This window comes from Neorhizobium sp. CSC1952 (assembly GCF_030378245.1).
In the GTDB taxonomy this organism is placed as follows: Bacteria; Pseudomonadota; Alphaproteobacteria; order Rhizobiales; family Rhizobiaceae; genus Neorhizobium; species Neorhizobium oryzae_A.
This window is the reverse complement of the sequence record NZ_CP128416.1, coordinates 1-24,342: the sequence shown is the minus strand read 5'-3', so window position 1 is coordinate 24,342 and position 24,342 is coordinate 1. Positions and strand designations below refer to the sequence as shown.

General features: G+C 59.3%; 33 protein-coding genes, 3 tRNA genes and 1 pseudogene. 19 read left to right on the top strand and 18 right to left on the bottom strand.

From position 1 onward, the window contains the following. Positions 1-143 precede the first annotated feature (143 nt). The 7 genes from QTA58_RS00185 to QTA58_RS00155 all read left to right on the top strand — a co-directional run bounded on the left by QTA58_RS00185 (position 144) and on the right by QTA58_RS00155 (position 4,629). Positions 144-320, top strand: coding sequence for a hypothetical protein (locus QTA58_RS00185; RefSeq protein WP_289671221.1), 177 nt, complete (start codon positions 144-146; stop codon positions 318-320). A 227-nt stretch (positions 321-547) separates the two neighbouring features. Further along, complete coding sequence (locus QTA58_RS00180; protein ID WP_289671220.1) at positions 548-1,243, top strand: hypothetical protein; 696 nt, start codon at positions 548-550, stop codon at positions 1,241-1,243. Positions 1,244-2,259: 1,016 nt separating this feature from the next. Continuing rightward, a complete protein-coding gene (locus QTA58_RS00175; protein ID WP_289671219.1) occupies positions 2,260-3,030 on the top strand; it encodes an N-acetylmuramoyl-L-alanine amidase in 771 nt (256 codons plus the stop codon). 22 nt (positions 3,031-3,052) lie between these two features. Further along, a complete protein-coding gene (locus tag QTA58_RS00170) occupies positions 3,053-3,373 on the top strand; it encodes a cell wall anchor protein (RefSeq protein ID WP_289671218.1) in 321 nt (106 codons plus the stop codon). 13 nt (positions 3,374-3,386) lie between these two features. Continuing rightward, positions 3,387-3,560, top strand: a complete 174-nt coding sequence (locus QTA58_RS00165; RefSeq protein WP_289671211.1) for a hypothetical protein — start codon at positions 3,387-3,389, stop codon at positions 3,558-3,560. Continuing rightward, positions 3,560-4,339 (top strand): hypothetical protein, encoded by a 780-nt coding sequence (locus tag QTA58_RS00160; protein ID WP_289671210.1) that lies wholly within the window; start codon positions 3,560-3,562, stop codon positions 4,337-4,339. The genes QTA58_RS00165 and QTA58_RS00160 overlap by 1 nt, the downstream gene beginning before the upstream one ends. 2 nt (positions 4,340-4,341) lie before the next feature. Continuing rightward, positions 4,342-4,629, top strand: coding sequence for a hypothetical protein (locus tag QTA58_RS00155; RefSeq protein WP_289671209.1), 288 nt, complete (start codon positions 4,342-4,344; stop codon positions 4,627-4,629). A gap of 112 nt (positions 4,630-4,741) precedes the next feature. Here QTA58_RS00155 and QTA58_RS00150 read toward each other — a convergent pair whose 3' ends face one another. Further along, the gene (locus QTA58_RS00150; protein WP_289671208.1) at positions 4,742-4,909 is read right to left on the bottom strand and encodes a hypothetical protein; all 168 of its coding nucleotides are present in this window, start codon (positions 4,907-4,909) and stop codon (positions 4,742-4,744) included. 1,064 nt (positions 4,910-5,973) lie between these two features. Between QTA58_RS00150 and QTA58_RS00145 the strand changes: the two genes are divergently transcribed. Next, on the top strand, positions 5,974-6,495 hold the full coding sequence (locus QTA58_RS00145) for a hypothetical protein (RefSeq protein ID WP_289671206.1): 522 nt from the start codon (positions 5,974-5,976) through the stop codon (positions 6,493-6,495). On the opposite strand, the gene QTA58_RS00140 is transcribed toward QTA58_RS00145, so the two are convergent. From QTA58_RS00140 to QTA58_RS00070, 15 genes are all read right to left on the bottom strand, one after another. Then, the gene (locus QTA58_RS00140; RefSeq protein ID WP_289671205.1) at positions 6,468-6,740 is read right to left on the bottom strand and encodes a hypothetical protein; all 273 of its coding nucleotides are present in this window, start codon (positions 6,738-6,740) and stop codon (positions 6,468-6,470) included. The genes QTA58_RS00145 and QTA58_RS00140 overlap by 28 nt on opposite strands. Positions 6,741-6,991: 251 nt before the next feature. Next, positions 6,992-7,198: a CsbD family protein gene (locus tag QTA58_RS00135; RefSeq protein ID WP_289671204.1), complete on the bottom strand. Its 207-nt coding sequence runs from the start codon at positions 7,196-7,198 to the stop codon at positions 6,992-6,994. Between the two features lie 71 nt (positions 7,199-7,269). Next, positions 7,270-7,425: a hypothetical protein gene (locus QTA58_RS00130; protein ID WP_289671203.1), complete on the bottom strand. Its 156-nt coding sequence runs from the start codon at positions 7,423-7,425 to the stop codon at positions 7,270-7,272. A gap of 511 nt (positions 7,426-7,936) precedes the next feature. Next, complete coding sequence (locus QTA58_RS00125; RefSeq protein ID WP_289671202.1) at positions 7,937-8,695, bottom strand: hypothetical protein; 759 nt, start codon at positions 8,693-8,695, stop codon at positions 7,937-7,939. Further along, positions 8,674-9,189 (bottom strand): hypothetical protein, encoded by a 516-nt coding sequence (locus QTA58_RS00120; protein WP_289671201.1) that lies wholly within the window; start codon positions 9,187-9,189, stop codon positions 8,674-8,676. The genes QTA58_RS00125 and QTA58_RS00120 overlap by 22 nt, the downstream gene beginning before the upstream one ends. A gap of 57 nt (positions 9,190-9,246) precedes the next feature. Then, positions 9,247-9,432: a hypothetical protein gene (locus tag QTA58_RS00115; RefSeq protein WP_289671200.1), complete on the bottom strand. Its 186-nt coding sequence runs from the start codon at positions 9,430-9,432 to the stop codon at positions 9,247-9,249. Positions 9,433-9,621: 189 nt separating this feature from the next. Beyond that, entirely contained in the window at positions 9,622-9,795 is a 174-nt protein-coding gene (locus QTA58_RS00110) for a hypothetical protein (RefSeq protein WP_289671198.1), read from the bottom strand. 74 nt (positions 9,796-9,869) lie between these two features. Continuing rightward, positions 9,870-10,058, bottom strand: a complete 189-nt coding sequence (locus QTA58_RS00105) for a helix-turn-helix domain-containing protein (RefSeq protein WP_289671197.1) — start codon at positions 10,056-10,058, stop codon at positions 9,870-9,872. Positions 10,059-10,107: 49 nt separating this feature from the next. Continuing rightward, positions 10,108-10,338, bottom strand: a complete 231-nt coding sequence (locus QTA58_RS00100) for a hypothetical protein (protein WP_289671196.1) — start codon at positions 10,336-10,338, stop codon at positions 10,108-10,110. 88 nt (positions 10,339-10,426) lie between these two features. Continuing rightward, the gene (locus QTA58_RS00095; RefSeq protein ID WP_289671195.1) at positions 10,427-10,717 is read right to left on the bottom strand and encodes a hypothetical protein; all 291 of its coding nucleotides are present in this window, start codon (positions 10,715-10,717) and stop codon (positions 10,427-10,429) included. Between the two features lie 30 nt (positions 10,718-10,747). After that, on the bottom strand, positions 10,748-12,067 hold the full coding sequence (locus tag QTA58_RS00090) for a site-specific integrase (protein WP_289671194.1): 1,320 nt from the start codon (positions 12,065-12,067) through the stop codon (positions 10,748-10,750). Between the two features lie 296 nt (positions 12,068-12,363). Then, a complete protein-coding gene (locus QTA58_RS00085) occupies positions 12,364-13,668 on the bottom strand; it encodes a UDP-glucose/GDP-mannose dehydrogenase family protein (protein ID WP_289671193.1) in 1,305 nt (434 codons plus the stop codon). Positions 13,669-13,897: 229 nt separating this feature from the next. Then, positions 13,898-14,686, bottom strand: a complete 789-nt coding sequence (cysQ, locus tag QTA58_RS00080; RefSeq protein ID WP_289673300.1) for a 3'(2'),5'-bisphosphate nucleotidase CysQ — start codon at positions 14,684-14,686, stop codon at positions 13,898-13,900. An 80-nt stretch (positions 14,687-14,766) separates the two neighbouring features. Further along, on the bottom strand, positions 14,767-15,336 hold the full coding sequence (locus QTA58_RS00075; protein WP_289671191.1) for a DUF982 domain-containing protein: 570 nt from the start codon (positions 15,334-15,336) through the stop codon (positions 14,767-14,769). Between the two features lie 139 nt (positions 15,337-15,475). Continuing rightward, positions 15,476-16,354 (bottom strand): RNA methyltransferase, encoded by an 879-nt coding sequence (locus QTA58_RS00070; protein ID WP_289671190.1) that lies wholly within the window; start codon positions 16,352-16,354, stop codon positions 15,476-15,478. A gap of 208 nt (positions 16,355-16,562) precedes the next feature. On the opposite strand from QTA58_RS00070, the gene QTA58_RS00065 reads away from it, so the two are divergent. From QTA58_RS00065 to tuf, 3 genes are all read left to right on the top strand, one after another. Further along, positions 16,563-16,647 (top strand) — tRNA-Tyr (locus tag QTA58_RS00065). Between the two features lie 25 nt (positions 16,648-16,672). Further along, positions 16,673-16,746: transfer RNA gene (locus QTA58_RS00060), tRNA-Gly, on the top strand. 250 nt (positions 16,747-16,996) lie between these two features. Further along, positions 16,997-18,172, top strand: a complete 1,176-nt coding sequence (tuf, locus tag QTA58_RS00055) for an elongation factor Tu (protein WP_085423122.1) — start codon at positions 16,997-16,999, stop codon at positions 18,170-18,172. 88 nt (positions 18,173-18,260) lie between these two features. On the opposite strand, the gene QTA58_RS00050 is transcribed toward tuf, so the two are convergent. Together QTA58_RS00050 and QTA58_RS00045 are read right to left on the bottom strand one after the other, a co-directional pair. Continuing rightward, the gene (locus tag QTA58_RS00050) at positions 18,261-19,235 is read right to left on the bottom strand and encodes a capsular biosynthesis protein (protein WP_289673298.1); all 975 of its coding nucleotides are present in this window, start codon (positions 19,233-19,235) and stop codon (positions 18,261-18,263) included. A gap of 11 nt (positions 19,236-19,246) precedes the next feature. Then, complete coding sequence (locus tag QTA58_RS00045) at positions 19,247-19,567, bottom strand: hypothetical protein (RefSeq protein WP_289671217.1); 321 nt, start codon at positions 19,565-19,567, stop codon at positions 19,247-19,249. Positions 19,568-19,733: 166 nt separating this feature from the next. Between QTA58_RS00045 and QTA58_RS00040 the strand changes: the two genes are divergently transcribed. The 8 genes and pseudogenes from QTA58_RS00040 to rplJ form a co-directional block, all read left to right on the top strand. Continuing rightward, a complete protein-coding gene (locus QTA58_RS00040; protein ID WP_289671216.1) occupies positions 19,734-20,498 on the top strand; it encodes a hypothetical protein in 765 nt (254 codons plus the stop codon). Then, positions 20,462-21,109, top strand: coding sequence for a hypothetical protein (locus tag QTA58_RS00035; RefSeq protein WP_341850284.1), 648 nt, complete (start codon positions 20,462-20,464; stop codon positions 21,107-21,109). The genes QTA58_RS00040 and QTA58_RS00035 overlap by 37 nt, the downstream gene beginning before the upstream one ends. A gap of 119 nt (positions 21,110-21,228) precedes the next feature. Next, positions 21,229-21,303, top strand: a tRNA-Trp gene (locus tag QTA58_RS00030). Between the two features lie 199 nt (positions 21,304-21,502). Beyond that, positions 21,503-21,703: a preprotein translocase subunit SecE gene (gene secE / locus QTA58_RS00025; protein ID WP_289671187.1), complete on the top strand. Its 201-nt coding sequence runs from the start codon at positions 21,503-21,505 to the stop codon at positions 21,701-21,703. 16 nt (positions 21,704-21,719) lie between these two features. Next, on the top strand, positions 21,720-22,250 hold the full coding sequence (gene nusG / locus QTA58_RS00020) for a transcription termination/antitermination protein NusG (protein ID WP_085423126.1): 531 nt from the start codon (positions 21,720-21,722) through the stop codon (positions 22,248-22,250). 179 nt (positions 22,251-22,429) lie between these two features. Continuing rightward, positions 22,430-22,861 (top strand): 50S ribosomal protein L11, encoded by a 432-nt coding sequence (gene rplK / locus QTA58_RS00015; RefSeq protein WP_289671215.1) that lies wholly within the window; start codon positions 22,430-22,432, stop codon positions 22,859-22,861. A gap of 1 nt (position 22,862) precedes the next feature. Then, a complete protein-coding gene (gene rplA, locus QTA58_RS00010; RefSeq protein WP_085423128.1) occupies positions 22,863-23,558 on the top strand; it encodes a 50S ribosomal protein L1 in 696 nt (231 codons plus the stop codon). 342 nt (positions 23,559-23,900) lie between these two features. Next, positions 23,901-24,342: pseudogene (gene rplJ, locus QTA58_RS00005) on the top strand (50S ribosomal protein L10); the annotation flags it as partial.

Sequence of the window (24,342 nt, the reverse complement as noted above, 5' to 3'; positions counted from 1 at the left end):
CAAATCGATAGGATCGATCGGGGCCCATCGCCGGAGCAGTTTTCCCCATATATGGGGAGAGGCGCGCCTGGGGCTGACTGCGGCAGCGGATTGCGTAGCTGCCCTGTTCCAGCAGCCCCGGATGTAAGCGAGGAGAAACACTGATGAAACTCGACAGCGAAAAGGACCGGGGCCTCCTCCTCGGGCTCATTCACGAATCCACCCTGCGGGGTTCGGACATCTTTGTGATCGGTGATCTGGTGAAGCGCATCCAGGTGGCGCAGATCGAGAAGCCAGCCGAACCGCCGGCAGAGAAGCCGGTGAAGAAAGGTGAGGCCTGACGCGTCACTTCGCCAAGTGCAGTGCCGGCAGATGGCGTTCGGGCGGTAAATTGACATCGCGGAGCCCCCGCCAGAGTCGCTTTCCGCAGCCACGCCCTCGCCTCTCCTCCGTGCTCGACGGCAATACCTATATCCAGAACTGCTGCCATCAATCTCGTGTGCAACTTGTTGGCTAACGAATTATTCCTGCTACACTGCTCCTCGTTGGCTTGAGAAGATTTGCGACGATGACCTCAATACGTGAGATGATTATCGCGAGACTTGATCCGAAAGTCCGCGCTCTGCACGACGAAATCGAAGAAAAACTGGGCCGCCATATTAAGTACGCTTACGATCAATGGCGCGAATGTCCTGCGGTCGCAGTGCAATTTAATCTAGTTGACCTCAGAATTCATCACCGAGACATTAGCTCACAAGAAGTTCTGCATGAGCTTTTGCATGCAAAACGATACCTTATAGACAAGGTGCCCAAACTTGTGCCCAAGGTCGATAATCCCAACGATAGTGACATGATGGCAGTATTAGAAAATGAAATTGAACATGTCGCGATTGTCCCGATGGAAGCTGATTACGGTTATGACCCTTATCCGTACTGGAACGAACTTTGCCGGACTAGATGGAAGAAATACCCATGGGCTTTCAGCGGGAACGTGCTGCGGACCAATGTGATGCTCGGGGTGTTGAATTTGACCAGGGTTAACGACCAAGTTGCTAGCGCTTACGCGTGGGATGTCATTAGAAAATCACCATACAAAAGCGATGCGGAAAACTTGTTCCGGAGAATTCAAGATTTCCAAAATGATAAGCCGAAACTTGGAGCTTGCGTGATGCGATTCTTGAAAATTCCCAGAAACGACGTTTTGCTGTTATATAATGACGCCGACCGGCAGCGTCAGTATCTCGTCGAGCTTCCCCTTCATTAAGCAATTCCGGTGCTGATAACTCGGCCGTTGAGCCTTCTCTTTTCCGGCGACAGAGAAGCCTCGTCGATCCGTTACCCGCGCCACATCGCTATGGCTTCAGAGCCGAGATTGAAGAATTGTCGGATATGCCTCGCCATGATCGCAGGGGTCGAGAGGCCGGTGCGCGAATGGGTAACGCAACCGGCCTCCGGCCACGGCCCGGAGGTGTTGGAACTCACGGGCCGCAGCATATTCCAACTGCCGCGTGGCCGCCTCGTTCCAATGGGCTGCGCATACACCTTGAGTGGACAAGGGTAACTGCCTACCTCGAATATTCACCATGGCATATTGGTGGTTGACGAAAACGTGATCGACCCCCTTAATTTCACTGGGGTTTGAATGCGCCCTTCTGGGGCTGGGGGCTCCAAGAAAATACCCTGCTTACTCCGGAGCTCTTGGCCCTGGACTAACTGGCCCGCCTCTTGATCCACCGAGAGGCGGGTCTTTTCATACCACTTGCGTTTGCCTTTGCATTAGATGTCGTAGGGCTTAGCGGTTGGGACATGAAATACGACAGTTACAGTATTCCGACCGCTCGGCAGAGATCACCCAGAACATGCGGGATCACGCCGAGGACAATGGCAGAGAGAAGTGCTCCGATGGCGTAAGGTGTCAAGTCTTCCGGCATTCGGGCTCTCTAACTTACCGATTGATGGCCTCAATCACAATCCAGACCGGGACGGCGACGGTACCTACGGCGATAGCAAACGCTGCTGACATCTTGATCATGGAGGCTCTGCGAGCTTTCCGCGTATCCCACTCGTACAGCAACAGCCGCTCCTCACTCCGGTTGTGTCGAGCAGTGAAGCGTGCCTTGGGGAAGGAGTCGAGTGCATATTTGCAACAATGCTGAATTAGAAGATGCGAGAGGTCGGCGCGAATGGGCGAAGCAACCGGGGCTCCGACTACGGCTCATGAAGGGCAGCCTCATCTAACCACCGCGTAATCGCGCCGTTGCTTCGAAATCGGAGACATCGATGAAAACGACCGTGCAGGATCTGCAGCGGCGCTTGATCGCGCTCGGCTTTCCGCTTCCCAAATTCGGACCGGACGGCGATTTCGGAGCCGAGAGCATCGCCGCCATCAACAATGCCCTCGATGAACTTGCCATGTGGCGGGACGTGGGGGAAAAGGAGGCTGCCAAGGGAGCACCCCTGGCCATTCTCGACATCGCAGGTACCGGATCCACAACCGTGGCCGGCGCTAGGGCAAACCTCGATCTTGGCCAGCCCATTCCCGCAGACTGGATGCCCGACGCGAAGATATCCCGCATCATCTTCCACTGGACGGCCGGCCAGAACAAGGCGAGCGATCTGGATCGTGAGCATTACCATATCCTCATCGAGGGTGACGGGAAGCTCGTCCGCGGCAAGCCCTCGATCGCACTCAACAGCGAGCCGAAGACGAAGGCCGGATATGCCGCCCACACGCTGAACTGCAACACCGGCTCCATCGGCGTATCGCTCTGCGGCATGGCAGGAGCGGTGGAAAGCCCGTTCAATCCCGGCAAGCAGCCAATCACCCGCATGCAATGGGAGGCTCTGACGAGCGTCCTGGCGCAGCTCTGCAAGCGCTACTCCATCCCGGTCGACCGTAAGACGGTCCTCAGCCACGCCGAAGTCCAGCCGACGCTCAAGATCACCCAGAAGGGCAAATGGGACATTTCCCGGCTTCCCTTCGATCCCTCCATCCAGGGCGCAATCGCCATCGGCGATCAGATGCGCGCCATGGTGAAATCCCGCCTCTAACCTCACGACAAGGAACGACCTTATGAAACGCACTGCGATCCTCGCAGCGGCGGCCGTCGCGCTGTCCGCATGCACCACCACCGGCTCGATCGATACCGCGATCAAGAACAACCTGCCGAAGACCTGTGCCCTGATCCAGACGGCGCACGCGGCATTCGTCGCCGCATCCGCCTCCGGCAACATCAAGGCCCCGACCATCCGCAGGGAGGCTGCCGCCTACGAAGGCGTGCAGGTGATCTGCGACGATCCCGAAAGCGTCACGGCCGCAAACGCTCTTGTCGTCGCGGCCACGGCATACGCGACCGTCTCTCTCGCCCTCAAGGAAGCCCGTGCGGCTCAGTAAAGGAGAACCACCCATGCAGAAGGTTTCGAAAGCTATCGCGGCTGCCGCCGGCGGCGCACTCACCGGTACGGCCGGTATCCCGTTCATGCCGGATGATACGCCCTGGTACGGCTATCTGGCGCTCTATGCGCTGACGATCGGCCTGCCGGCACTGCTGACCTACTTCGCACCGAAGAACGCGTCGTAATGCGGCTGGCGCTCGACCTTTCCCTCTCCGGGCTCCCCGTCGTCCTCAACGGCGGCGGGGCGCCCTACGATCCGATCGCCGCGCTCGGGGCCAATCTCCTGTGCTGGTGGGATGCGGATCATGCGGATCTGATCACACGGGCTGGTGGTTTCGTCTCCTCCTGGGCCGACCGGGTCACCGGCTTTGCATTGACCGCGGCCGGAGCGATGCAGCCGCAGTATCTGCCTACCGCCTTCAACGGGCGTCCGTCCGTCGTCTTCGATGGTGTGGATGATGTCTTGACCGGATCAGGCTTGCCGCCCGGCGTTCCGAGCGGTTCGAACCCTGTCCGCATGTTCGTGCTCATCGATCAGCAGGCCCTTGCGACGGACACGACGCAGAACCCGCGCCTTGCATTTGCCTATGGTGGCAATGTCGCGAATAGCCGCCGATTGCAGCGTCTTGCCAATACCGGCGTGAACCGGGGCGAGGCATCGCAGGGGAACGGAACGTCAGGCGTGTCGGCCCTCAACCGGGATGTCGATCTCACCGGCCGCCACGTCATGCAGGCGATTATTGCGGCCGATAGCGTCAGCGTTATCGTCGACAATGCGCCTGTCGTCACGACCGCTGTCACCCCAGCAACAAACACGGACCGGACCCGCATCGGTGGCTCGACCGCCAGCCCCACGAGTTCAAACTACTGGCTCGGTGGCGTTGCCGCTGTCCTCATCTGTGCTTTCAACACGCCGCAGGTTCAGCTCGACGGGCTGCACGCGTGGCTCATGTCACGGAGGTAAAAGTGGCGAACAAAGTCGTTATCTTCCCCGAGGGGAAAGAGGCCGAAGCCCGCGCCTATGCGGCCTGGACCGATCAGCACAATCCTTGGACGCCGGAGCCACCCGCCGACCCGACAGGATCATGGTCTTACGTGCGCAACGATGCGTTCGGGCAGTGGGTCGTTCCGTTCCTCGGCGACCCCTTCGAGTTTCCGGTTGGAACTCCATTCCCGGAGCCGGAAGGCGGCGAGGCCATGCGAGCGGATGGTGTCTTGCACGACTATGCGATTTGGCCGCCGGAAGAGCTTTAGGGAACTTGCCTCAGTTCAGCCATCGAAGGGTTCGCCGCGTCACGAGGACGGTGATCTTAAAATTCGGCGTCTCTTAATGCTCGATCGAGTGATGACCAAGTGCATTCATGTTTCAGGGTAGAAAATACCAAAGTAGCGTGGCCACAATCATCCCGGCGACGAAGCCTTGCAGACGATGAATGTGAGGTGCCCATTTCATGGCATCCTCATACTGGCTGATAGTCGTTGCCAACCTCGCCACGTCATCTTCGAAGCGCTTCTCCACATCCAAGTTCTTCATATCGATCTCGTTGATAACGTCTCGCGAGTGCTAACGAAGTAGAGACGGACGACAATGTCGCGCTATTATAATTTCCGAACTATACTGCCATATATTTGCGCCTCGGTCGATATTTCATTTGGTCCATGAGACAGGAACATCCGACCTCATCCCGAAAACAGAGCGGCCGGGCTCACACTAGCCCCGGCCGCCAGAACTCCGATACCTGCGGCTTCGATGGCTGGCGGCAGAAAAGCTCGTTAGTCGTTTGATCACAACTCCCAGTCAACAGAGAAAATAAAGTATCAATCCGGAGGGGACTTTGGGTGATCCGCCAGTCGTCTCCGGATCACCCAAAGCGTTTGAACCTCTCCAATAGGGTCGGAAACAAAGGAGAGGGGCGAATTCTACGCTGCCGTCGGCTGGGTTCAACTTGTCCGAAAGCAGTAGCTGAGGTGCCGCGAGAGCTGCGGATTTAGGATGGGCACATGTTCTGGAGAGAACATTGCTCTCGCGGCTCGTCTCGAACTCTGAATGGAGCATCTGGTTCCCGCCACTTGATGCGAGCGGTGGCTTTTCTCCGAGCCGGGCAATGCGTTTGACGATTCTGCCACCAATGCTTAATTTTTTAGAATGATCTAATAAACTGGGAACCGAAAAGAACGAGCGCCGAACGAATCATCTACAAAGGCTAATGTAACTAGCAATTTCAATTGGTTCTTATACATCTTTTTGTATGTGATAATTAGGTAGTCACTTCAACCGCATCGATGCACTTGCCGGCGCGAGGCAATGGCCTTCAAATCCAGGCCTACAGGTGCTTTCCATCGATGTCGTCATCCCAACCACTGTCGCGTTGCAGATATGGGGATGAATCGTTGCCGCCTGGAGAAAGCGGCCGGAGCTCCACGTTCCGGCCGCTGCGCTTACAAACATGTATCTCACCACGTGCAACAAGCGGCTTCAATTTATGGGCAAGGGAGAAGACGTCAACGGGTCCGGCAGCCCGCAATGATTGCCGTCCACGCTTTTTGAATTTCTCGAATGCTGAAAGGGCATGGGGACTGATGGCAGGGAATGACGACATGGCAAACGGAAACGACCACCGCGTTTATACAGATGCCGTCACGGCACAGCTCGGGGAGCGGGTCACCAACCTTGGCCGCCGGCAGACCGACATGGAATCGGAGATGCGGGCAGGCTTCAAGGCGATGGAAGCTGCGGTCACCTCATTGGCGAATGAGACGAGGGCGTCGATCGCGGCCCTGTCCACGAACCTTGCCGAGAGGAACAAGCCGCAATGGCAGGCGCTCGGCGTGGCCCTGACCTTTGCCGCCATGCTCGGCGGCCTTGCATATCTGCCGATCCGGGAAGCCACCAGCGATCTAAAGGCGAGCGTATCAGCGTTGGGGAGCAGGGTAGTCACCCGCGACGAGATGGAATGGCGCACCGCGCGCGCGGCGGAGGATCGGGCGAGAACCGATGCCGGTGTGAAAGAGCTTCGCGATGCCCAGGTGCCCCGCGCGGAGCTCGACCGCATCCTGCTTTATCTGGGAGAGCGAATTGACCGGATCGAGCGTCAGCGGCTGTCGCAGGCGGTTGAATGAACGGCGTTACCATCGGTAAAGGCTCCGTCTTTCCCGTTAGGTGTACATCCCAGCATCGACATCAATTGATGTTCGTCACGGACGCCCATCTGGATAAGGTCGAAGATGTGGGATGCGACAGAGACTGCTGCGGCAGTGTTCTTTTCTAAGCCCCGTTGACGACATGCTGCATCGAAAACGAGTTGCAGCAGCGCCAATTCCTCCGGTTCAAAGACGGCCGTAGACGTGAGATGACGCGTAAACATGGTATCTCGACCCCCGAAAAGTACTCAACATCAGCGTCTTACGAGATTTTTGCGGAACGGCAATATCAAATGATATTTCCCGAGGTCAGTGAATTATTGGGATAGTGATTGGAGCAGGACGGAAGGAAACGCTTGAGGGTAACGGGAAGTTCGTCAGAGAGATGCCCCGAGCTCCCGGCAGTTCCAATCAACGGGGAGTGAGCCGTTCATAGGCGGGGTAAGAAAAGCCCCGCCGGAGCGGGGCTGATACGTCAATGGAAGTTCTGACGACCATACCAGTCGTCAACATCCTTGCGGGTGCGATCCTTCTCATAGCCGTATCGTTCCTGGATCTTGCCCTCAAGCTGATCGCGCTTGCCGGCGATCTGGTCAAGGTCGTCATCGGTGAGTTTACCCCACTGTTCCTTGACCTTGCCCTTCATCTGCTTCCAGTTACCTTCAACTTGATTCCAGTCCATGGCTAGTGTCTCCTCCTATTGTTCAAGGAATAAGCTCCTAACCATCAATTCGCGGAAATGTTCTCACGATGCTATTCCAGCTTCCGCTTCATCGCCTTCAGCAGCGCGTCGAGTTCCGCATTATTGACGTTCACCAGCATGAGGTTGTCCGCGACCTCGATGATTGCCGCCAGGACTTCCGTTTCGTCCCAGCCGACCTGCACTGCTTCTTCGATCAGATCCTGCAACGGTATCTCCACTGCCATCTGGCAGAGCAGGTGGCGGTTCTCTTCGTCAGGGGGAGGTGGGGGAGGGATGTCGCTCATCCAGTAGAGGATAGAGCGTGCCGATCAGTTATCTAGGCATGGGCGGGCGATTGCAAAGCCCCGCCGGAGCAGGACACTCAGCGGGGCCTCTGGAGCGCTGCGAAAGCTTCCCAAGACTAAGCGCGCGCGTCCTGGTTACCCGAACCCGCCGATCCGACAGATGTTCCGTTCGGCGGGTCTCACGCTCTGATGAACAGGCATCCAGCCAATAGAAAAAGCGCGCTCGCCTGCATGATCCACATCGGCCATTCTTGAGCCATTGTTTCCTCCCTTTTGGGGGGGAAAGGCTCAGGGAAAAGGATCGTTCCAAATGTCTGGCGGAACAATGCCGCGACTGCGGGCTTGTGAGTGATTGGAAGTTTGGCAGAGACTTTGCAAATGTTTGGCAAAAAGAAACCCGCCGGAGCCGGCTCAGGTTTTAGTAAGATTTCGATTAAGCGGCTTTCCGGTAGTCTTCCAATGAAGCCTTGGCGGCAACAACACTATCGGCGGATGACGACAGGATTTGTCGCATCGGGGCATCTGTCCTGTCATAATCAGAAAGAACGATAACCGTTCTCGGTCTGTCGAACATAGCAGAGATATCGCCAATCTTCATATGAGCGAAGGCTATCGAGGGCGGGGCGGGGGTCACAAATTCGAATACCGCTTCAACTCTGTTAGCAGCGATAACTGCAGCGTCAACTTCCCATTCCTTGGATGATCCGCGAACCGCAGCGTCAAAAACAGCCCTGTCGCCGAACGCCTCGGTGATCCGATTCACGAACAGTTCTCTCGATGCTTTTATTTTTAGTCGTTCCATCGCCTGAATAGTTCTGTCAACCGCCGATGAGGAGGCATTCGCGATTATGGCGACAGCGGCCGGCAATTGATTACGGCGAACCTGGAGAATGAAGAAAGAGCGCTGATCATACTCGACGGAAAACCGCTTTGCGACCTCGGACGCTATCCTGGCAAATACATGAAGGCCGCCGAACAACTCGGCATTTAGATTGGCTTGGCCATCATCAGACACGAAGAAATATTCTCCATCGTGATCGATCCTGACTACGACCGACGAACCATTAGGATAATTCACTGCCGTGGTGATGAACGCCGACCGCCCCTCAATCATGGCATACGAAAGGGATCGCGCTACCTCATCGGCAATCGATTGCAGATCATCGGCGTTTAGACCAATCGACGCGACCATGGCGGCGGTGGTACCTTTTCAACATCAGGGCATTTCCATATTGCCCCGCAGAAATGAAGATAGTCTGAAAAGGAATCGATGTCATCCGGTAACGGCACAGCCGCGCCGGCAGATCCCTGCAAGAATATAGTGACGCCTCTTTCTTTATTCAAATCAAAAGGATGCCACCGGTCTTTGTACGTCGCTAAAGAGTGCGGGGCCGGAACCCACATTTGATTTCGATGGTCGCTTCGAGGTCTCCACTCCGCAGGATTTAACCTCAGCCGTCGCGGGCCAAGCGCCGGTATAGCCACCTCGATATGCCCGTACACATCAAGTTCCCATACATCTGCCGGCGTCGCAAACCGGATAGAAACGCCGCCGCCTAGGATGCCGTTCAGCCTGACTGCGGCGGTCCAGTACAATTTTCCTGACGGGCGGCTCGTGACCAGAGCCCATTCTGGCAAGCTATCGAGAGTTTTCGGAGCTGCATCGATTTCGGTCAGCCGCTCCATAACTGCTTCTTCGTCCGATGCTGACAATGCCATTAATGCGATGCGCCCCCACGCTGACTATTCGCCGCCGCCTTGTTTTACCCGCTCCCATTCTTCCGCCGATAGCGCGGCCTCAAGGATGACATCCACCTCCGGCAGATAGCTTTCCCACATCGGCCGGCCTTCGAACATGGTATTCTCCGGAACGCCGTTGAAGCGGCAGAGCGCGCGGGCGGCACGTTCGCGGGGAGGCTTCGTCTTCACTGCAGCGCCTCCCCATCAGATTCCTGATCCCCCGAGTTCAGCAAATCCACCACCGCGTCGGCCTTGTCGAGCTTGAGGCCCGCGCGCGGCTTCCCGCCGATTGATACCGTGCACCCGGTCTCAGTGTCGAATATCTCCCAGTGTCGTATCCGTCCTTGCGGAGGTCGAAGCGATGGTTCCGGGAAGGTATCATGTTGGTTTGGTGTTCAGCGTGCTGGCCAGCTTGTCGGCTTCCATCATCGTAAGCCCTGTTGTGGCTATTCCGTCGATGACCGCAAGCTTGCAGGTCGCGACGTCAAAGACGGACCATTTACCGCTACCGGCGCGACGTAACGCAAAGATGCTCCCTTGAGGCGTAGTCATGAATCTCCTCCACGGTAGCCGCCGTCTAGTTCACGTCGGTTCATCAGGTGAAGGTGACAGGATGCACCCGGGAGTCAAGCTTCCGCTTGATCCTCGAAGGCAATGACATCAACCGCGCGTACTCTTAACAGCTTCCCTCCAACCTTGAAGGCAGGAAGGTGACCATTGCGGATAAGGTTGCGGACATGCCGCTCCGAACACTGCCAGCGATGGGCCAGCATCTGCGGGCTGAACACCTTAGGCTGAGAACTATTGTTTTCCATATACCCTCGCATCGAAGACAGGCGGTCAAAGGTGCACGCCTAGGTCAAGCTACAGAGCAAAATCGTCGGGAAGGGGCTTTCTTCGTGCTTTCCATCTCGCTAGAGCCGCCTCTGCTTCTTCTTCCCGTGATAGCTTCGGGACGATCATCTTTGGCGGTCTGAATGGCATCACGCGCATAATTGTGCCATCGCGTTCGAGTTCGACGGTTACGCCTTCAGAGTTCGCCACTTGGGCCATGCGCTTGAGTTCGCCTGCGGAGATCATCGGCTTTCTGGTCATGAACACAAGCTGCCAAAGCTCCGGTTCGAAAGCAATATCTCACTTGGAGGGGGCCTGCTCCGGCGACATGAAGCGGCAGCGGGTGGGGTTACCGTCGTTCAATTTTTCTTAGCAGGTTCAATGCTTCTCGGGTGTCGCTGCCCTTCGAGCGCACCCGTGATTTGCCGGTAACCATCCCGATCGATGATCCGGAGCGCCATCGGCTTGCCTCCAGGATCGCGTCCACATCCTCCGCCGTCAGGACCATACGATTGCCGAGGACCCGGCAGGCGCCTATCTCCCGCGCCTTTGCCCGCAACCGTCGAGGCGACCAACCGAAGTGGGCCGCGACTTCCTCCGGGCTGAACACTGCAGGTAGCTCGCGTTCTTTGTCCTTCATCTGTTCAGACTAGCAGTTGGCGCGGTTCATTTAGCACCGCTTCTCGTCTCCCTTGGATGTCTCCGGCGAGATCCTGCATGTGGTTTCCTCTTTAGCGTTGACCAGACTTGCAACGTGTGCAGCCCATCCACTCAGGGCAACTCGTTTTTCATCTGCATAGTCGTACCGATTATAAACCGCCGCGACCCCTTTGATCGATCCCGATCGGTGGTTAAGTACGGCTTCCACTACATGGACAGGAACGTTAAGGCGAGCCATGCCGCTGGCCGCGGTACGTCGAAGGTCGTGGAATGTCCAAGCGTCCACCTCGACGCCCTCCGGGTCATTACCACGCTTTGTTGCCTCCCGTTGGGCAATCGACAGCATTTCCTTATCGAGCAGCGCTTTGGCTTTTGAGAAACCTGACACAGGCGTCTTGCCGCTCGTCGTGAACAGGAAGATGGGCTTTGCCTTGTCGTCTTCAGATGGCTTGATGCGCGGCAACGCATGGACCAACTCCAGCGCTAGAGAGGCGAGGGGGACGAAATGTTCCTTTCGGTTCTTCGATCTCTCCGGCGGAATAACCCATAGCTGATCATTCCCCTCGATTTCCATCTCTACCCATTGCGCGCCGGCTACCTCGCTGCGCCGCTGGCCGGTCAGGAGCAGCAGCTTGACCATGGGGCCGAACGGATATCCAAGATTTTCAGCCGCAAGCCATATCAGGCGGATTTCCTCGTCTGTTAGAATGCGGTCGCGGCTCTTCTCTTCCGATGGAGCCTTGATCGAAACAACTGGAGAGGCCGCGACGATATCGCGTTCAACAGCCCAAGCGAAGAACTTGCTCAGCAGCGCTCTCACGCGGTTCGCCATGGTGGGTGCGCCTCGGTCAACAATCTCGTCCAGCAGATTGAGAATGTCCCGCTTGGTCACAGTTTTGATGAGCTTCTGTTTCCATCGCGGCTTCAGGTCGGCCTCAATGATCCTCTTCGTCTCGTCGATGTAGGATTGGCGGTTCTTCACCTCGACATACCGGGTAACAAACTCGTCCAGGACGGCGGGCATTAGGTCCATATGCGCCGGCCGCTCTTTTTCCCGCTCCGTCTTCTCGGTTGCCGGGTCTCTCCCCTCCGTCACCATGCGCAGAGCTTTCTGCGCTTCTTTCCTCGCGTCAGCCAAGCCGATCGCAGGATAACCTCCTATCGTCATCTTCCGGGGTTTCCCCGCATGGCGATATCGGACGGCCCAGCTCTTCAAGCCTGATGGCTGGACGATCAGGTAAAGCCCCTGCAACCCTCCATCGGCTATTTCCTTCCGGGAGCTTTCGGCTTTGGCGGCTTCGACTGATTTGACGGTGAGAGGGGCTGGCATTCGGGGTAACACCGGGGTAACAGAATTGCGTGACAGGTGATGAAAGGTCACGCTATCTTATGGCGGTGCGATTTGCCAATAAGCTCTTGTTCTCAGGGCCTTTCAGCGCTGTGGATGAATCGCTATGAAATGCCGCGCAAGGTTCGGTTTCCTGATTTGTAATCAGGGGGTCGCGGGTTCGAACCCTGCCGGGGGCACCACTTCCACGCTGCAGCAGACAGCTTTTCCGCGGTTTCGAAATCGACAGGCCCATGGTGTTGGGCAGGCGCAGAGCTTTGCCCCGCGCCCCGCTTTCGTCATCCGGCCTTGCCTACGCCCGTATAGGTGAAGCCGTGGGCCTCCACTTCGGGCCTGCGGTAGACGTTGCGCAAATCGACGAGGACCGGCGCCTTCATGACGGACTTCAGGCGTTCGAGATCGAGTGCGCGGAGCTCGTTCCATTCCGTGACGAGGACGGCGACATCGGCGCCCTCGGCCGCCTGGTAAGGCCCGCTTGCAAATTCGATCTCCATGAGCTGCCTGGCGTTTTCCATGCCTTCCGGATCGTAGCCGGAAACGATCGCCCCGGCATCCTTCAGCGTCTGGACGACGGCGATCGCGGGGCTGTCGCGCATGTCGTCCGTGTTCGGCTTGAAGGTGAGGCCGAGGACGGCGACCTTCTTGCCGCGCACGTCCCCGCCGGCGGCGGCGATCACCTTGCGGCCCATGGCGCGCTTGCGGTTGTCGTTGATGGCGATGGTCGTCTCGATCAGGCGAACCGGGCTGTCATGGTCCTGCGCGGTCTTGGCAAGTGCCAGCGTGTCCTTCGGAAAGCACGAGCCGCCGTAACCGGGACCGGCATGCAGGAATTTCGAGCCGATGCGGCCGTCGAGGCCGATGCCGCGCGAAACGTCCTGCACGTCGGCGCCGACGCGCTCGCACAGATCGGCCATCTCGTTGATGAAGGTGATCTTCATCGCCAGGAAGCCGTTCGCGGCATATTTGATGAGCTCCGACGTGCGGCGGCTGGTGAAGAGAAGCGGCGACTGGTTGAGATAAAGCGGGCGGTAGACCTCGGTCATGACGCCGCGGGCGCGTTCGTCGGAAAGGCCGACGACGATGCGGTCCGGCCGCTTGAAGTCCTCGATCGCCGCACCCTCCCGCAGGAATTCCGGATTGGAGACCACGGCGAAATCCGCATCCGGATTGGTTTCCCGGATGATCCGCTCCACTTCGTCGCCGGTGCCCACCGGAACGGTGGATTTGGTGACCACGACGGTGAAGCCCTTCATCGCCGCGGCGATCTCGCGGGACGCGGCATAGACGTAGCCGAGGTCGGCATGACCGTCGCCGCGGCGGGACGGCGTGCCGACCGCGATGAAGACGACATCGGCGTCCGCGACCGCGCTGCCGAGATCGGTGGTGAAGGAAAGACGTCCGGCCTTGACGTTCGATTCGACCAGCGCGTCCAGTCCCGGCTCGAAGATCGGGATGACGCCCTTCTTCAGCGCCTCGATCTTTTCCACCGCCTTGTCCACGCAGATCACGTCATGTCCGAAATCCGCAAAGCAGGCTCCCGAAACCAGGCCAACGTAACCCGATCCAACCATTACAATACGCATCAGCAATCCCCGTCATGGTTAAGCAGAACGTCTACTCTCATCTGCAATTTTTCCTATTCGTATCGAGTTTTTATTGCAACGCATCATCCGAGATTACGATTAATTCGAGCGGCATTTGCGTGGGAGAACCTCAGATCTATGCGATTCGGTGAAGTTGGCGTCGTGGGCCCGAAAATCGGCGGTCTCTGTGACCATGGTATGACCGGCTGCGATCCGTTGGCCTGTGACCTCAGGCCGGGTCCGCACGCCGTCCCCAGGCGATGAAATCGGGATTGACGAAATCCACCATGCCGGTCCGCCCGGTCTTGCCGTAGCGGAGTGGTCCGCCGTCAAGCTGGAGCGTCGCGCCGCCCGCCGCACGCAGCACCGCGTCGCCGGCCGCCGTATCCCATTCCATCGTCCGCCCGAAACGGGGATAGAGGTCGGCCGCCCCTTCCGCCAGCAGGCAGAATTTCAGGGACGAGCCGATGCAGCGGATGTCCGACGCCCCCGATGTCTTGAGAAAGGCTTCGGTCTCGGCTGAGCTATGGGAGCGGCTGGCTACCGCGACCGGCGGCGTCTCGACCGGTCTGGCCGAGATCGCTTCCCGGCTGGATACCGCCATGTCCTCATCGATGACGAGCTTCACCGCTTCCCCGCCGCCGCCGAGATAGGCGACATGTAGGGCAGGGGCGTAAACGACGCCGAGCACCGGTACGCCGTCCTCGATCAGGGCGATGTTGACCGTGAAGTCGGGATATCCGCTGATGAACTCCTTGGTGCCGTCGAGCGGATCGACAAGGATGAAGGAGCGCCCTTCGATCGCGGGAATGCGTCCGATCGCAACCGCCTCCTCGGCGACCACCGGGATATCCGGACACGCCCGGGCGAGCTCGGCCAGAATGATCGCCTCGGCCTGCTCGTCTGCCTCCGTCACCGGCGAACGGTCGGCTTTGTAGCTGGTATTCGGCCCGGCTTTTTGGACATCCAGAATGGCCTTGCCCGCGACAAGCGCGGCTTTTTCGAACGTGGCGAGCATGGAATTCATGGTGGGCGGTCACATCGATTTGCGAAGGACCTGCAATGACATGTTTGCGCGCCGCTTGGGAGTCTTAAAAACTAGCGGACCCCGCGATTCGGCCTTCGCCAGGCATCGATGTCGATGTTCAGGAGATCGGCCGCATTCCTGCATGTCTCCAGAAGGATCATGCCCAGGATTTCCACCAGCCGCGTGAGCAATTCCCGCATCCCGACCCTCTCGGATCGAGGCGCATGGGACGGCGGCAGATCCCAGGAAATGACAGGACCGGATATCCGCCTTTCCTCGAAGACATCTGCTTGTGGGACAGGTGGCGCCGCGCCGGTATAGGCCGGTTCGAAATGCTCCTGGAGATCATGGCTGAGGCTGGGAAACAGGCTCCATTGGGCGTCCAGGAAGGTTTCCGGCTGAACGTGGTACCCCGCATCCAAAGCCGCCTCTATGAAGTCGGCGCGTGCCAGGCCCGCTATGGCTCTCCCGGTCAGGACATCGCGGCAGGTCGTCACCGCCGTCATGTGTGCCTCGCTCCGCTTTGCGGGCCAGGCGCCGAGAAGCATCAGAGCAGCCTCCAGCGTATCGGAAACGGTCACCAGACCGGGCCGTCCATACATTTCCAGAACGACGGGCTTTCTCCAGGTTCCGCGATCCATCCCCATCTCCCAGCAAGAACATTAGGAAGATTTCATATAAAGCTTGCGCGAAGATGGATTTCGACCGGCAGTTGAGATGAAGGATTATCCCAACTTCAGTCGTGATGCTTTGCGTCGAACACCTGGTGGGAATCAAATGTCAAGTTCGCTCCGCCAGATGCTGCCGAGTGGCATAAAGCGCCACGGCGGCCGCATTCGAGACGTTGAGCGATTTGATCGCGCCCGGCATGTCGAGCCTTGCCAGCGCGGTTACGGTTTCGCGGGTCTTCTGCCGCAGGCCCTTGCCCTCGGACCCGAGCACCAGCGCGATCCGGTCGCCGGCGAACGTGCCTTCCAGCGGCGCCGGTCCCTCCGAATCGAGCCCGATCGTCTGGAAGCCGAGCCGGTGCAACTCGCCGAGCGCATCGGCGAGATTGGTGATCTGTATATAAGGTATGAGCTCGAGCGCGCCGGAGGCCGATTTGGCAAGCACGCCGGACTCCGTCGGGCTGTGTCTCTGGGTGGTGATGATCGCTCCCGCGCCGAAGGCGACGGCCGAACGCATGATCGCCCCGACATTGTGCGGGTCGGTCACCTGGTCGAGGACGAGGAGCAGCGGGCTTTCCTTCAGCGCCTCCAGCCGGCGCACTGGAAGTGGCCGGGTCTCAAGCATGACGCCCTGGTGGATGGCCTCGGGGCCGAGCACCCTGTCGATATCCTGGGGTGATACGAATTCCACCGGGAAAGAAAGGGCGGATGCCTCGCCGGCATCGAGCCGCGCAAAGGCGTTCTGTGTCACCGACAGCTTGATCAGCTTGCGCTCGGGGTTGTCGAGCGCGGCGCGTACGGTGTGCAGGCCATAGAGAAAGACCTGATCCGGCTGAAGCTGCGGCGGCTTCCAGTCCTTGTTGGATTTCGGCCGCTTCTGCGGCGGCGTCGGAATTTCGCCGCGCTCGCGCTTGGCGTCGCGCACGGCACGGCGCAGCGAGGCGTAATGGCTGTCGCGGCCGGATTTGTCCTGTCGGTCTTCCTTGCTCATGGCGCCTTATAGCGGTGCCGGGCCGTTCGGCAAAGCCCTCCCGCGGCCGGGAGGCGCAGGTCGCGGGGCAATTTATTTTTTCGTCATTTTTCCAAAAGCCTCGTGTTGACAGACGGGAACGGTGCGGTCATATACGCGGCGCAGATCGCGGGACGGGGAAACGTTCTTCGGTCTGACGAGCTTGGTCAGCAGATCCAGACGGAAAACTGGAGGGATGCCCGAGTGGTTAAAGGGGACGGACTGTAAATCCGTTGGCTCAGCCTACGTTGGTTCAAATCCAACTCCCTCCACCATTCTGTCGCCGGATCGGACCACCCCGCGGGTATAGCTCAATGGTAGAGCAGCAGCCTTCCAAGCTGAATACGCGGGTTCGATTCCCGCTACCCGCTCCAATCTTCATCCGTTTGGCTATTCTGCATCTCACGCGTTGCCTCGGCCGGTGCTTTGCGTATGGCATCCGGTGAGGCCGCCGGTCGCCGCCGGCGACGTGACCTTCTCCGCCCTGTCCGGTACGGTTTTCGAGGCTCCCCCTTGTCCCGGCGCGTGTCGTAATTATGTCTTGCGCATTCTTTGGGAAAGCCTTAAACGGCGACACCAAACCCGCTCGCCGGGTCCACCTCTTATGTTCACAGGAAGCATTCAATGGCAAAGAGCAAGTTTGAGCGGAACAAGCCGCACGTCAACATTGGCACGATTGGTCACGTTGACCATGGGAAGACGTCGTTGACGGCAGCGATCACGAAGTATTTCGGCGAGTTCAAGGCGTATGACCAGATCGACGCGGCTCCTGAGGAGAAGGCGCGCGGGATCACGATTTCGACGGCGCACGTGGAATACGAGACGCCGAACCGTCACTATGCTCACGTCGACTGCCCCGGCCACGCCGACTATGTGAAGAACATGATCACGGGTGCGGCGCAGATGGACGGCGCGATCCTGGTCGTGTCGGCTGCCGACGGCCCGATGCCGCAGACGCGCGAGCACATCCTGCTGGCCCGCCAGGTCGGCGTTCCGGCGATCGTCGTGTTCCTGAACAAGGTCGACCAGGTCGACGACGCGGAGCTTCTGGAGCTTGTCGAGCTTGAAGTGCGCGAGCTTCTGTCGTCCTACGACTTCCCGGGCGACGACATTCCGATCGTCAAGGGTTCTGCGCTTGCGGCGCTGGAAGATTCGGACAAGAAGATCGGCGAAGACGCGATCCGCGAGCTGATGGCGCAGGTTGATGCCTATATCCCGACGCCGGAGCGTCCGATCGACCAGCCGTTCCTGATGCCGATCGAAGACGTGTTCTCGATCTCGGGCCGCGGCACGGTTGTGACGGGCCGCGTCGAGCGCGGCATCATCAAGGTCGGTGAGGAAGTCGAGATCGTCGGCATCCGTCCGACGACGAAGACGACCTGCACGGGCGTCGAGATGTTCCGCAAGCTGCTGGACCAGGGCCAGGCCGGCGACAACATCGGCGCGCTGCTGCGCGGTGTCGACCGCAACGGCGTCGAGCGCGGCCAGATCCTGTGCAAGCCGGGTTCGGTGAAGCCGCACAAGAAGTTCAAGGCCGAAGCCTACATCCTGACGAAGGAAGAGGGCGGCCGTCATACGCCGTTCTTCACGAACTACCGTCCGCAGTTCTACTTCCGCACGACGGACGTGACGGGCATCGTGACGCTGCCGGAAGGCACGGAAATGGTGATGCCGGGCGACAACGTGACGGTCGACGTGGAGCTGATCGTGCCGATCGCGATGGAAGAGAAGCTGCGCTTCGCCATCCGTGAAGGCGGCCGCACCGTCGGCGCAGGCATCGTCGCTTCCATCGTCGAGTAATCGACGGCGACATCGAAATAGGAAGGGCCTCGCCGGAAACGGCGGGGCCTTTTTGCTTTTCGGGGCGCAGCAGGGCCGGTCGGCCGCCTTACCTTGGGTCAATTCCGGAAAAGAGTTCCTTCTCGTAACGGAAGGATACGGGATCGCGCGGCTTTCGAAAGGCGAGGGGAAGCCTGTCTTCCGTCTCCATGAGCCGTTCGGCAACGTGTTCGACACCGGCGCTGATCGCTTCCCTGCCGATGAAGCCGCCGCGCACCTGCGTGGTCGCCGCGAGCGCCCGCATGAAGGCATCGAAGAGAGCCGGGTCCGGAGCCGAAGGCCTCTGCCAGAAGGCGGCGAGGCTTTCCTGGAAGGTGAGCCCGGGCACATCGTAGATCGCCGATCCCAGGACAATGACCGGCTTTCCGGCGGCGAGCGCCGTCAGCCCCACCGTCGAATTGACCGTCACGACGCCCCTGGACTTTTGGATCAACGCGTCCGTATCGCCGCCGTCCGCGACGAATACCCGACCGGCGACGCCGTGCCGTCCCGCCGTTTTGCCGATGCGATCCGGCCAGCGCGACAGGCCGTTGTCGATCGGATGGACCTTGAAGAGCAGCCGGCTTCCGGCCGGGACATGCCGGGCGAAGGATGCGATGGCCGCGTCGGCGAGCCTGAAGAGATCGCCTCCGGGCGCATGCCGGCGGATCTGATAGTCTCCGGGAAGTTGAAGGGGAAACAGGAAGAAATCTGCATTGCCGTCCGGGTCGGGGGCCAGAGCGGCCGCGATCGCCTTCTCGGCCTCGCGCCGGCGCTTTCCCGCCGTCAGGCCTTTCCAGATCCAGCCGCTGTACTCGACCAGCGGATGGACCGGGCCATGCGTCCGGTAGTGCGGATGAACGAGCCGGCCGAGAACGACGTTCGGAATGTGGAAGGCGAGGTCGTAAAGCGCATAGGTGAGAAAGCTCGACCGGTAAAGGCCGCCGGACGGGACTGCCGGCTTGCCCGCGGCCAGCGCTTCGATCTCGCGCGGCTTCCGCGGGAAGCGGGAATGAGCGGACATGCCGTCGGGTTCGACCGTCAGCCAGTCAGGCCTCAGATAACCGTGTTCCAGGATGTGGACGCGAAGTCCCCGCGGATGCCGATGTCCGCGGCGGCTGCATGGGTGCGTCGGCCATCACCTAACATGACAATGTCGGTGATATTGTGATCGCGGATGTAGCATTCGAGATACGCGGGCCACTTATCGTTGCGATCTCTGAAGAAGTCGCTTTCCCTCGGCCACCAGAAGACCAGATCCCCGAGGCAGACGCCGATTTTTTTAACGGAAGCGCCTTTCTTTTCAATTGCTTCCGCCAGCAGCCTGAGGAAGGGTGAAGCTGGCCCCTGAAGGAACAGGAACGTGCGTGATTTCATGGCGCGCAACCTGTGGGAATGATATAAGGCGTCGGGTTTGGCATTGACGGAGGAGCTGCCTTGATGAAAATACCCGCGATGTTTAGCGGCAAATCACGCAATTGACACCGCTTTTTGTCCAGTCGTCCGGCGCGTAACCCGAGTCACAAGCAGCATTGGCTTTCGCATGACCAAAGTCCTCTTCCTGCAGGGTCCTCCTTCCGTTTTCTGGCGAGAGCTGGCCGAAGCGTTCGAGGCGCAGGGTATCGGAACGAAACGCGTGAACTTTTCGTTCGGCGACCAGCTCTATTGGCGCCGGCGCGGAGCGATCAACTATCGCGGCACCTTGCGGGGCTGGCCGCGCTACCTGGCGGACCTGGTTCGCCGGGAAGGCGTCACCGATATCCTCTATTATGCGGACCGCTTGCCTTATCACCGGCTGGCGACACGCATGGCCCGCAAGCTCGGTGTTCGATGTCATGCCGTGGAATTCGGCTATTTGAGGCCGGACTGGATCACCCTGGAACGGAACGGCATGGGACGGTTCTCCCATTTTCCGAGCGATCCGGATCACATCCGCCGGATTGCGAAACAGGTGGGCATTCCCGATCTGAAGGCTCATTACGGCCATACCTTCGGGCAGGAGGCGACGAATGAGGTCGTCTACAACCTCGCCGCCTATTTCGGCCGGGCGATGTTTCCGTTTTACCGTTCGGACAAATATTACGATCCGCTTTTCGACTATCTCTCCTGGCTGCCGCGCATGTTCCGTCCGCGGCACGACCTTCCGGAAGGTTTCCTGGAGGACGAGAGCAAGGTCAACTACCTGCTGGCGCTGCAGTTGCAGAGCGACTACCAGATCCGTGCGAATTCGCCCTACCGGCACCTTTCGCAGATGCTCGACCAGGTGATGCAATCCTTGCGCGCCATGCGCCGGAAGGCAGCCGGCTGATCGTCAAGCAGCATCCGCTCGACAACGATCTGGAGGGATGGCGTAAAGTGGTGGCGCAACTCGCGGCGCGTCATCGCATCGCCGGCCGGGTTGTCTTCATCGAGAAGGGCGATCTCGGCAGGATCCTCAAGAGGTCTCGTGGCGTCGTCATCGTCAATTCCACCACCGGCCTTCAGAGCCTGCGCCTCGGCATACCGACCATCGCTCTCGGTTCGGCGATCTACAACGTCCGGGGCCTGACCCATCAAGATGGGCTGGACAGTTTTTGGCGCCATCCTGAGGCGATCGACACCGAATTGCTAGCCGATTTCGTCAAGGCTCTGGCCGGCACCATTCAGGTGAAAGGCAATTTCTACCACGAAGAAGGCCGCAAGGTCGCCATCGAGACCATCGTCGCTCGCGTGGCCGGGGAAATGGTCAACCAGCCGGACGCTTATGTGGAAAGGCCGCCGCGCCTTTCCTGGCGGCGCCTCCCGCCGATGCCGGGAAGAAGCGCCCAGTCCTCGGGTATCCTGTCGGGCACGGAAATCTTCGTCGGCGGCCCGGAGCCGGCGCTTTCGGTCGGGCGCTTTGCGGACGCTTCCGACCCCCGCAACAGAAACCCGGGATAGAAGGCGGCGATATTCAAAAACGCTCTTGCAAAGCGCGGCGCATCCCCTTAAAGGGAGCGCCTAGCTCGCTGGCGGCAAATGGATTGTCCCAAATGGATTGTCTGATCCGCCGGGGTCGAAGGGGTATAGCTCAGTTGGTAGAGCGGCGGTCTCCAAAACCGCAGGTCGGGGTTCGAGCCCCTCTGCCCCTGCCATTTCCGATGATTGGCGCGAGATTGACCGCAGCGGAATTGTCTGAAACTGGCGTGCCGAACGAAGCGACGAAATTTCATCGAACACTGTTTTCCCTCTTGTGTAAAGGGGAAGGGGTGTTTATGTAGGGTTCAAAACAGACACGCGGTGCGTGGGGCTGAGCGAGGTCAGCTTTACGCGCCGTAATTGCGTGGGCAGTCGATGGCATCCAAAACCAATCCCGTTACGTTTCTGCGCCAGGTGCGCTCTGAAGCGGCTAAAATTCATTGGCCGTCTCGGCGCGAGACGATGATCTCTACGGCCATGGTGCTGGTGATGGTTGTTTTTGCTGCGCTGTTTTTCTTCGCTGCGGACCAGTTGATCGGCTGGTTGTTACGTCTCGTACTGAACGTCAGCGTTTGATTCTTGGAGAATGAAGATGGCGGCGCGCTGGTACATCGTCCACGCATATTCCAATTTTGAGAAGAAGGTTGCCGAGGATATCGAGAACAAGGCTCGCCAGAAGGGGCTTGAGCATCTGTTCGAGAAGATCCTGGTGCCGACCGAAAAGGTCGTCGAGGTGCGCCGCGGCCGCAAGGTCGATTCCGAGCGCAAGTTCTTCCCCGGCTATGTGCTTGTCCGGGCGAATCTGACCGATGAGGCTTATCACCTCATCAAGAACACGCCGAAGGTCACCGGCTTTCTCGGTTCCGACAACAAGCCGGTTCCGATCCCGGATTTCGAGGCCGAGCGCATCCTTGGTCAGGTCCAGGAGGGCGTTGAGCGGCCGAAGTCCTCGATCACGTTCGAGATCGGCGAGCAGGTCCGCGTCTCGGATGGCCCCTTCGCTTCTTTCAACGGCACCGTGCAGGATGTCGACGAGGAGCGTTCCCGCCTCAAGGTGGAGGTCTCGATCTTCGGCCGCGCGACCCCGGTCGAGCTCGAATACGGTCAGGTCGAAAAGGTCTGATGAATTTCGAAATGGGGCTGGCTGCTCGCGCGGTCGGCCTCGTGCGGCGTTTGCCGCAAATCGCGTGGGAGGCATGGCGCCTTTAGCCGGACGCCTTGGCCGAACCACGCAACCGCAGCCGCCGGAGAAGTCCGGCATGTCGGGCCGGGAAGCCGGTCCATAACGAAAGGCAGAGAGAAATGGCTAAGAAGGTAGCAGGCCAGCTCAAGCTGCAGGTCAAGGCAGGATCGGCAAACCCGTCCCCGCCGATCGGCCCGGCGCTTGGTCAGCGTGGCATCAACATCATGGAATTCTGCAAGGCGTTCAACGCCGCCACGCAGGAAATGGAAAAGGGCATGCCGATCCCGGTCGTCATCACCTATTACCAGGACAAGTCCTTCACCTTCGCGATGAAGCAGCCGCCGGTCAGCTGCTTCCTCAAGAAGGAAGCGAAGATCCAGTCCGGTTCGAAGACCCCGGGCAAGGGCGCCAAGGCCGGTACCCTCACCAAGGCTCAGATCAAGTCGATCGCCGAAGCCAAGATGAAGGACCTGAATGCCGCGGATATCGAAGGCGCAATGGCCATGATCGAGGGCTCCGCCCGCGCCATGGGCCTGGAAGTGGTGGCGTAACATGGCAAAGCTTGCAAAGCGTATTCAGAAGATCCGCGAAGGCGTCGATCCGACCAAGCTCGTCGCGCTCAACGACGCCATCAAGATGGTCAAGGACCGTGCGACCGCGAAGTTCGACGAGACTGTCGAAATTGCCATGAACCTCGGCGTCGATCCACGTCATGCGGACCAGATGGTCCGCGGCGTCGTCAACCTGCCGAACGGCACCGGCCGTGACGTTCGCGTCGCCGTTTTCGCCCGTGGCGCCAAGGCTGACGAAGCCAAGGCCGCCGGCGCGGACATCGTCGGCGCCGAAGACCTGGTCGAAATCGTTCAGGGCGGCAAGATCGATTTCGATCGCTGCATCGCCACCCCGGACATGATGCCGCTCGTCGGCCGCCTCGGTAAGGTTCTCGGCCCGCGCGGCATGATGCCGAACCCGAAGGTCGGCACCGTGACCATGGACGTCACCGGTGCGGTCAAGGCTTCCAAGGGCGGCGCCGTCGAGTTCCGCGTCGAGAAGGCCGGTATCGTTCACGCCGGCATCGGCAAGGCCTCCTTCGAGGCCAAGGCTCTGGAAGAGAACATCAAGGCGTTCGCCGATGCCGTTATCAAGGCGAAGCCGGCCGGCGCCAAGGGCAACTACGTCAAGCGCGTAGCGATCTCCTCGACCATGGGTCCGGGCGTCAAGATCGATCCGTCGACGGTGACGGTTTAAAGGTTCATCCGGAGCCTCCGGGCTCCGGATCGCATGAATTCCCGGTCCTTCGGGGCCGGGGATTTTCCGGAGAAATCCGGAATTCCTGTCCGAGATTGCAGGTGGTTTCGACCTTAATCACTTGAACCTGCATGAGACGGGTAAGACCCGAGATTAAAGGACGCTGAGGCGTCCCGCAGTTCGGTTCGAGCCTAGTGTGCCTTGTGCCTGGAACCCGAAAGGGGACAGTGCGAGGGGACAGGATCCTCAAGCGTCGCTTGGGATCTTTTAAAGTGGATCCCTTGAGGCAAAGGCAAACCCGGTGGGGCCTGCAGGATTGCGGTCCCGCCAACTGGAGACACAGTGGAAAGAGCGGAAAAACGCGAATTCGTCACGGAGCTGAACGAAGTCTTCAAGGCTTCCGGTTCGGTTGTCGTGGCCCACTATGCTGGTGTCACAGTCGCGCAGATGAACGACTTCCGTTCCAAGATGCGCGCTGCTGGCGGCACCGTCAAAGTCGCGAAGAACCGCCTGGCCAAGATCGCTCTTCAGGGCACGGAGTCGGAAGGGATGTCGGACCTGTTCAAAGGGTCAGACGCTCATTGCCTACAGCAATGACCCGGTCGTCGCTCCGAAGGTCGTCTCGGATTTCGCCAAGACCAATGACAAGCTCATTGTTCTCGGCGGCTCCATGGGATCGACCACGCTCAACGCGGAAGGCGTCAAGTCGCTTGCGACCCTGCCTTCGCTGGACGAGCTGCGTGCAAAGCTGCTGGGCATGATTCAGACCCCGGCAACCCGCATT

What these genes read in the sequence shown, in the direction of transcription:
- QTA58_RS00185 (WP_289671221.1), top strand. Translation starts at nt 144, where the DNA reads ATGAAACTCGACAGCGAAAAGGACCGGGGCCTCCTCCTCGGGCTCATT.
- QTA58_RS00180 (WP_289671220.1), top strand. Translation starts at nt 548, where the DNA reads ATGACCTCAATACGTGAGATGATTATCGCGAGACTTGATCCGAAAGTC.
- QTA58_RS00175 (WP_289671219.1), top strand. Translation starts at nt 2,260, where the DNA reads ATGAAAACGACCGTGCAGGATCTGCAGCGGCGCTTGATCGCGCTCGGC.
- QTA58_RS00170 (WP_289671218.1), top strand. Translation starts at nt 3,053, where the DNA reads ATGAAACGCACTGCGATCCTCGCAGCGGCGGCCGTCGCGCTGTCCGCA.
- QTA58_RS00165 (WP_289671211.1), top strand. Translation starts at nt 3,387, where the DNA reads ATGCAGAAGGTTTCGAAAGCTATCGCGGCTGCCGCCGGCGGCGCACTC.
- QTA58_RS00160 (WP_289671210.1), top strand. Translation starts at nt 3,560, where the DNA reads ATGCGGCTGGCGCTCGACCTTTCCCTCTCCGGGCTCCCCGTCGTCCTC.
- QTA58_RS00150 (WP_289671208.1), bottom strand. Translation starts at nt 4,909, where the DNA reads ATGAAGAACTTGGATGTGGAGAAGCGCTTCGAAGATGACGTGGCGAGG.
- QTA58_RS00145 (WP_289671206.1), top strand. Translation starts at nt 5,974, where the DNA reads ATGGCAAACGGAAACGACCACCGCGTTTATACAGATGCCGTCACGGCA.
- QTA58_RS00140 (WP_289671205.1), bottom strand. Translation starts at nt 6,740, where the DNA reads ATGTTTACGCGTCATCTCACGTCTACGGCCGTCTTTGAACCGGAGGAA.
- QTA58_RS00135 (WP_289671204.1), bottom strand. Translation starts at nt 7,198, where the DNA reads ATGGACTGGAATCAAGTTGAAGGTAACTGGAAGCAGATGAAGGGCAAG.
- QTA58_RS00125 (WP_289671202.1), bottom strand. Translation starts at nt 8,695, where the DNA reads ATGGTCGCGTCGATTGGTCTAAACGCCGATGATCTGCAATCGATTGCC.
- QTA58_RS00120 (WP_289671201.1), bottom strand. Translation starts at nt 9,189, where the DNA reads ATGGAGCGGCTGACCGAAATCGATGCAGCTCCGAAAACTCTCGATAGC.
- QTA58_RS00110 (WP_289671198.1), bottom strand. Translation starts at nt 9,795, where the DNA reads ATGACTACGCCTCAAGGGAGCATCTTTGCGTTACGTCGCGCCGGTAGC.
- QTA58_RS00105 (WP_289671197.1), bottom strand. Translation starts at nt 10,058, where the DNA reads ATGGAAAACAATAGTTCTCAGCCTAAGGTGTTCAGCCCGCAGATGCTG.
- QTA58_RS00100 (WP_289671196.1), bottom strand. Translation starts at nt 10,338, where the DNA reads ATGACCAGAAAGCCGATGATCTCCGCAGGCGAACTCAAGCGCATGGCC.
- QTA58_RS00095 (WP_289671195.1), bottom strand. Translation starts at nt 10,717, where the DNA reads ATGAAGGACAAAGAACGCGAGCTACCTGCAGTGTTCAGCCCGGAGGAA.
- QTA58_RS00090 (WP_289671194.1), bottom strand. Translation starts at nt 12,067, where the DNA reads ATGCCAGCCCCTCTCACCGTCAAATCAGTCGAAGCCGCCAAAGCCGAA.
- QTA58_RS00085 (WP_289671193.1), bottom strand. Translation starts at nt 13,668, where the DNA reads ATGCGTATTGTAATGGTTGGATCGGGTTACGTTGGCCTGGTTTCGGGA.
- cysQ (WP_289673300.1), bottom strand. Translation starts at nt 14,686, where the DNA reads ATGCTCGCCACGTTCGAAAAAGCCGCGCTTGTCGCGGGCAAGGCCATT.
- QTA58_RS00075 (WP_289671191.1), bottom strand. Translation starts at nt 15,336, where the DNA reads ATGGATCGCGGAACCTGGAGAAAGCCCGTCGTTCTGGAAATGTATGGA.
- QTA58_RS00070 (WP_289671190.1), bottom strand. Translation starts at nt 16,354, where the DNA reads ATGAGCAAGGAAGACCGACAGGACAAATCCGGCCGCGACAGCCATTAC.
- tuf (WP_085423122.1), top strand. Translation starts at nt 16,997, where the DNA reads ATGGCAAAGAGCAAGTTTGAGCGGAACAAGCCGCACGTCAACATTGGC.
- QTA58_RS00045 (WP_289671217.1), bottom strand. Translation starts at nt 19,567, where the DNA reads ATGAAATCACGCACGTTCCTGTTCCTTCAGGGGCCAGCTTCACCCTTC.
- QTA58_RS00040 (WP_289671216.1), top strand. Translation starts at nt 19,734, where the DNA reads ATGACCAAAGTCCTCTTCCTGCAGGGTCCTCCTTCCGTTTTCTGGCGA.
- secE (WP_289671187.1), top strand. Translation starts at nt 21,503, where the DNA reads ATGGCATCCAAAACCAATCCCGTTACGTTTCTGCGCCAGGTGCGCTCT.
- nusG (WP_085423126.1), top strand. Translation starts at nt 21,720, where the DNA reads ATGGCGGCGCGCTGGTACATCGTCCACGCATATTCCAATTTTGAGAAG.
- rplK (WP_289671215.1), top strand. Translation starts at nt 22,430, where the DNA reads ATGGCTAAGAAGGTAGCAGGCCAGCTCAAGCTGCAGGTCAAGGCAGGA.
- rplA (WP_085423128.1), top strand. Translation starts at nt 22,863, where the DNA reads ATGGCAAAGCTTGCAAAGCGTATTCAGAAGATCCGCGAAGGCGTCGAT.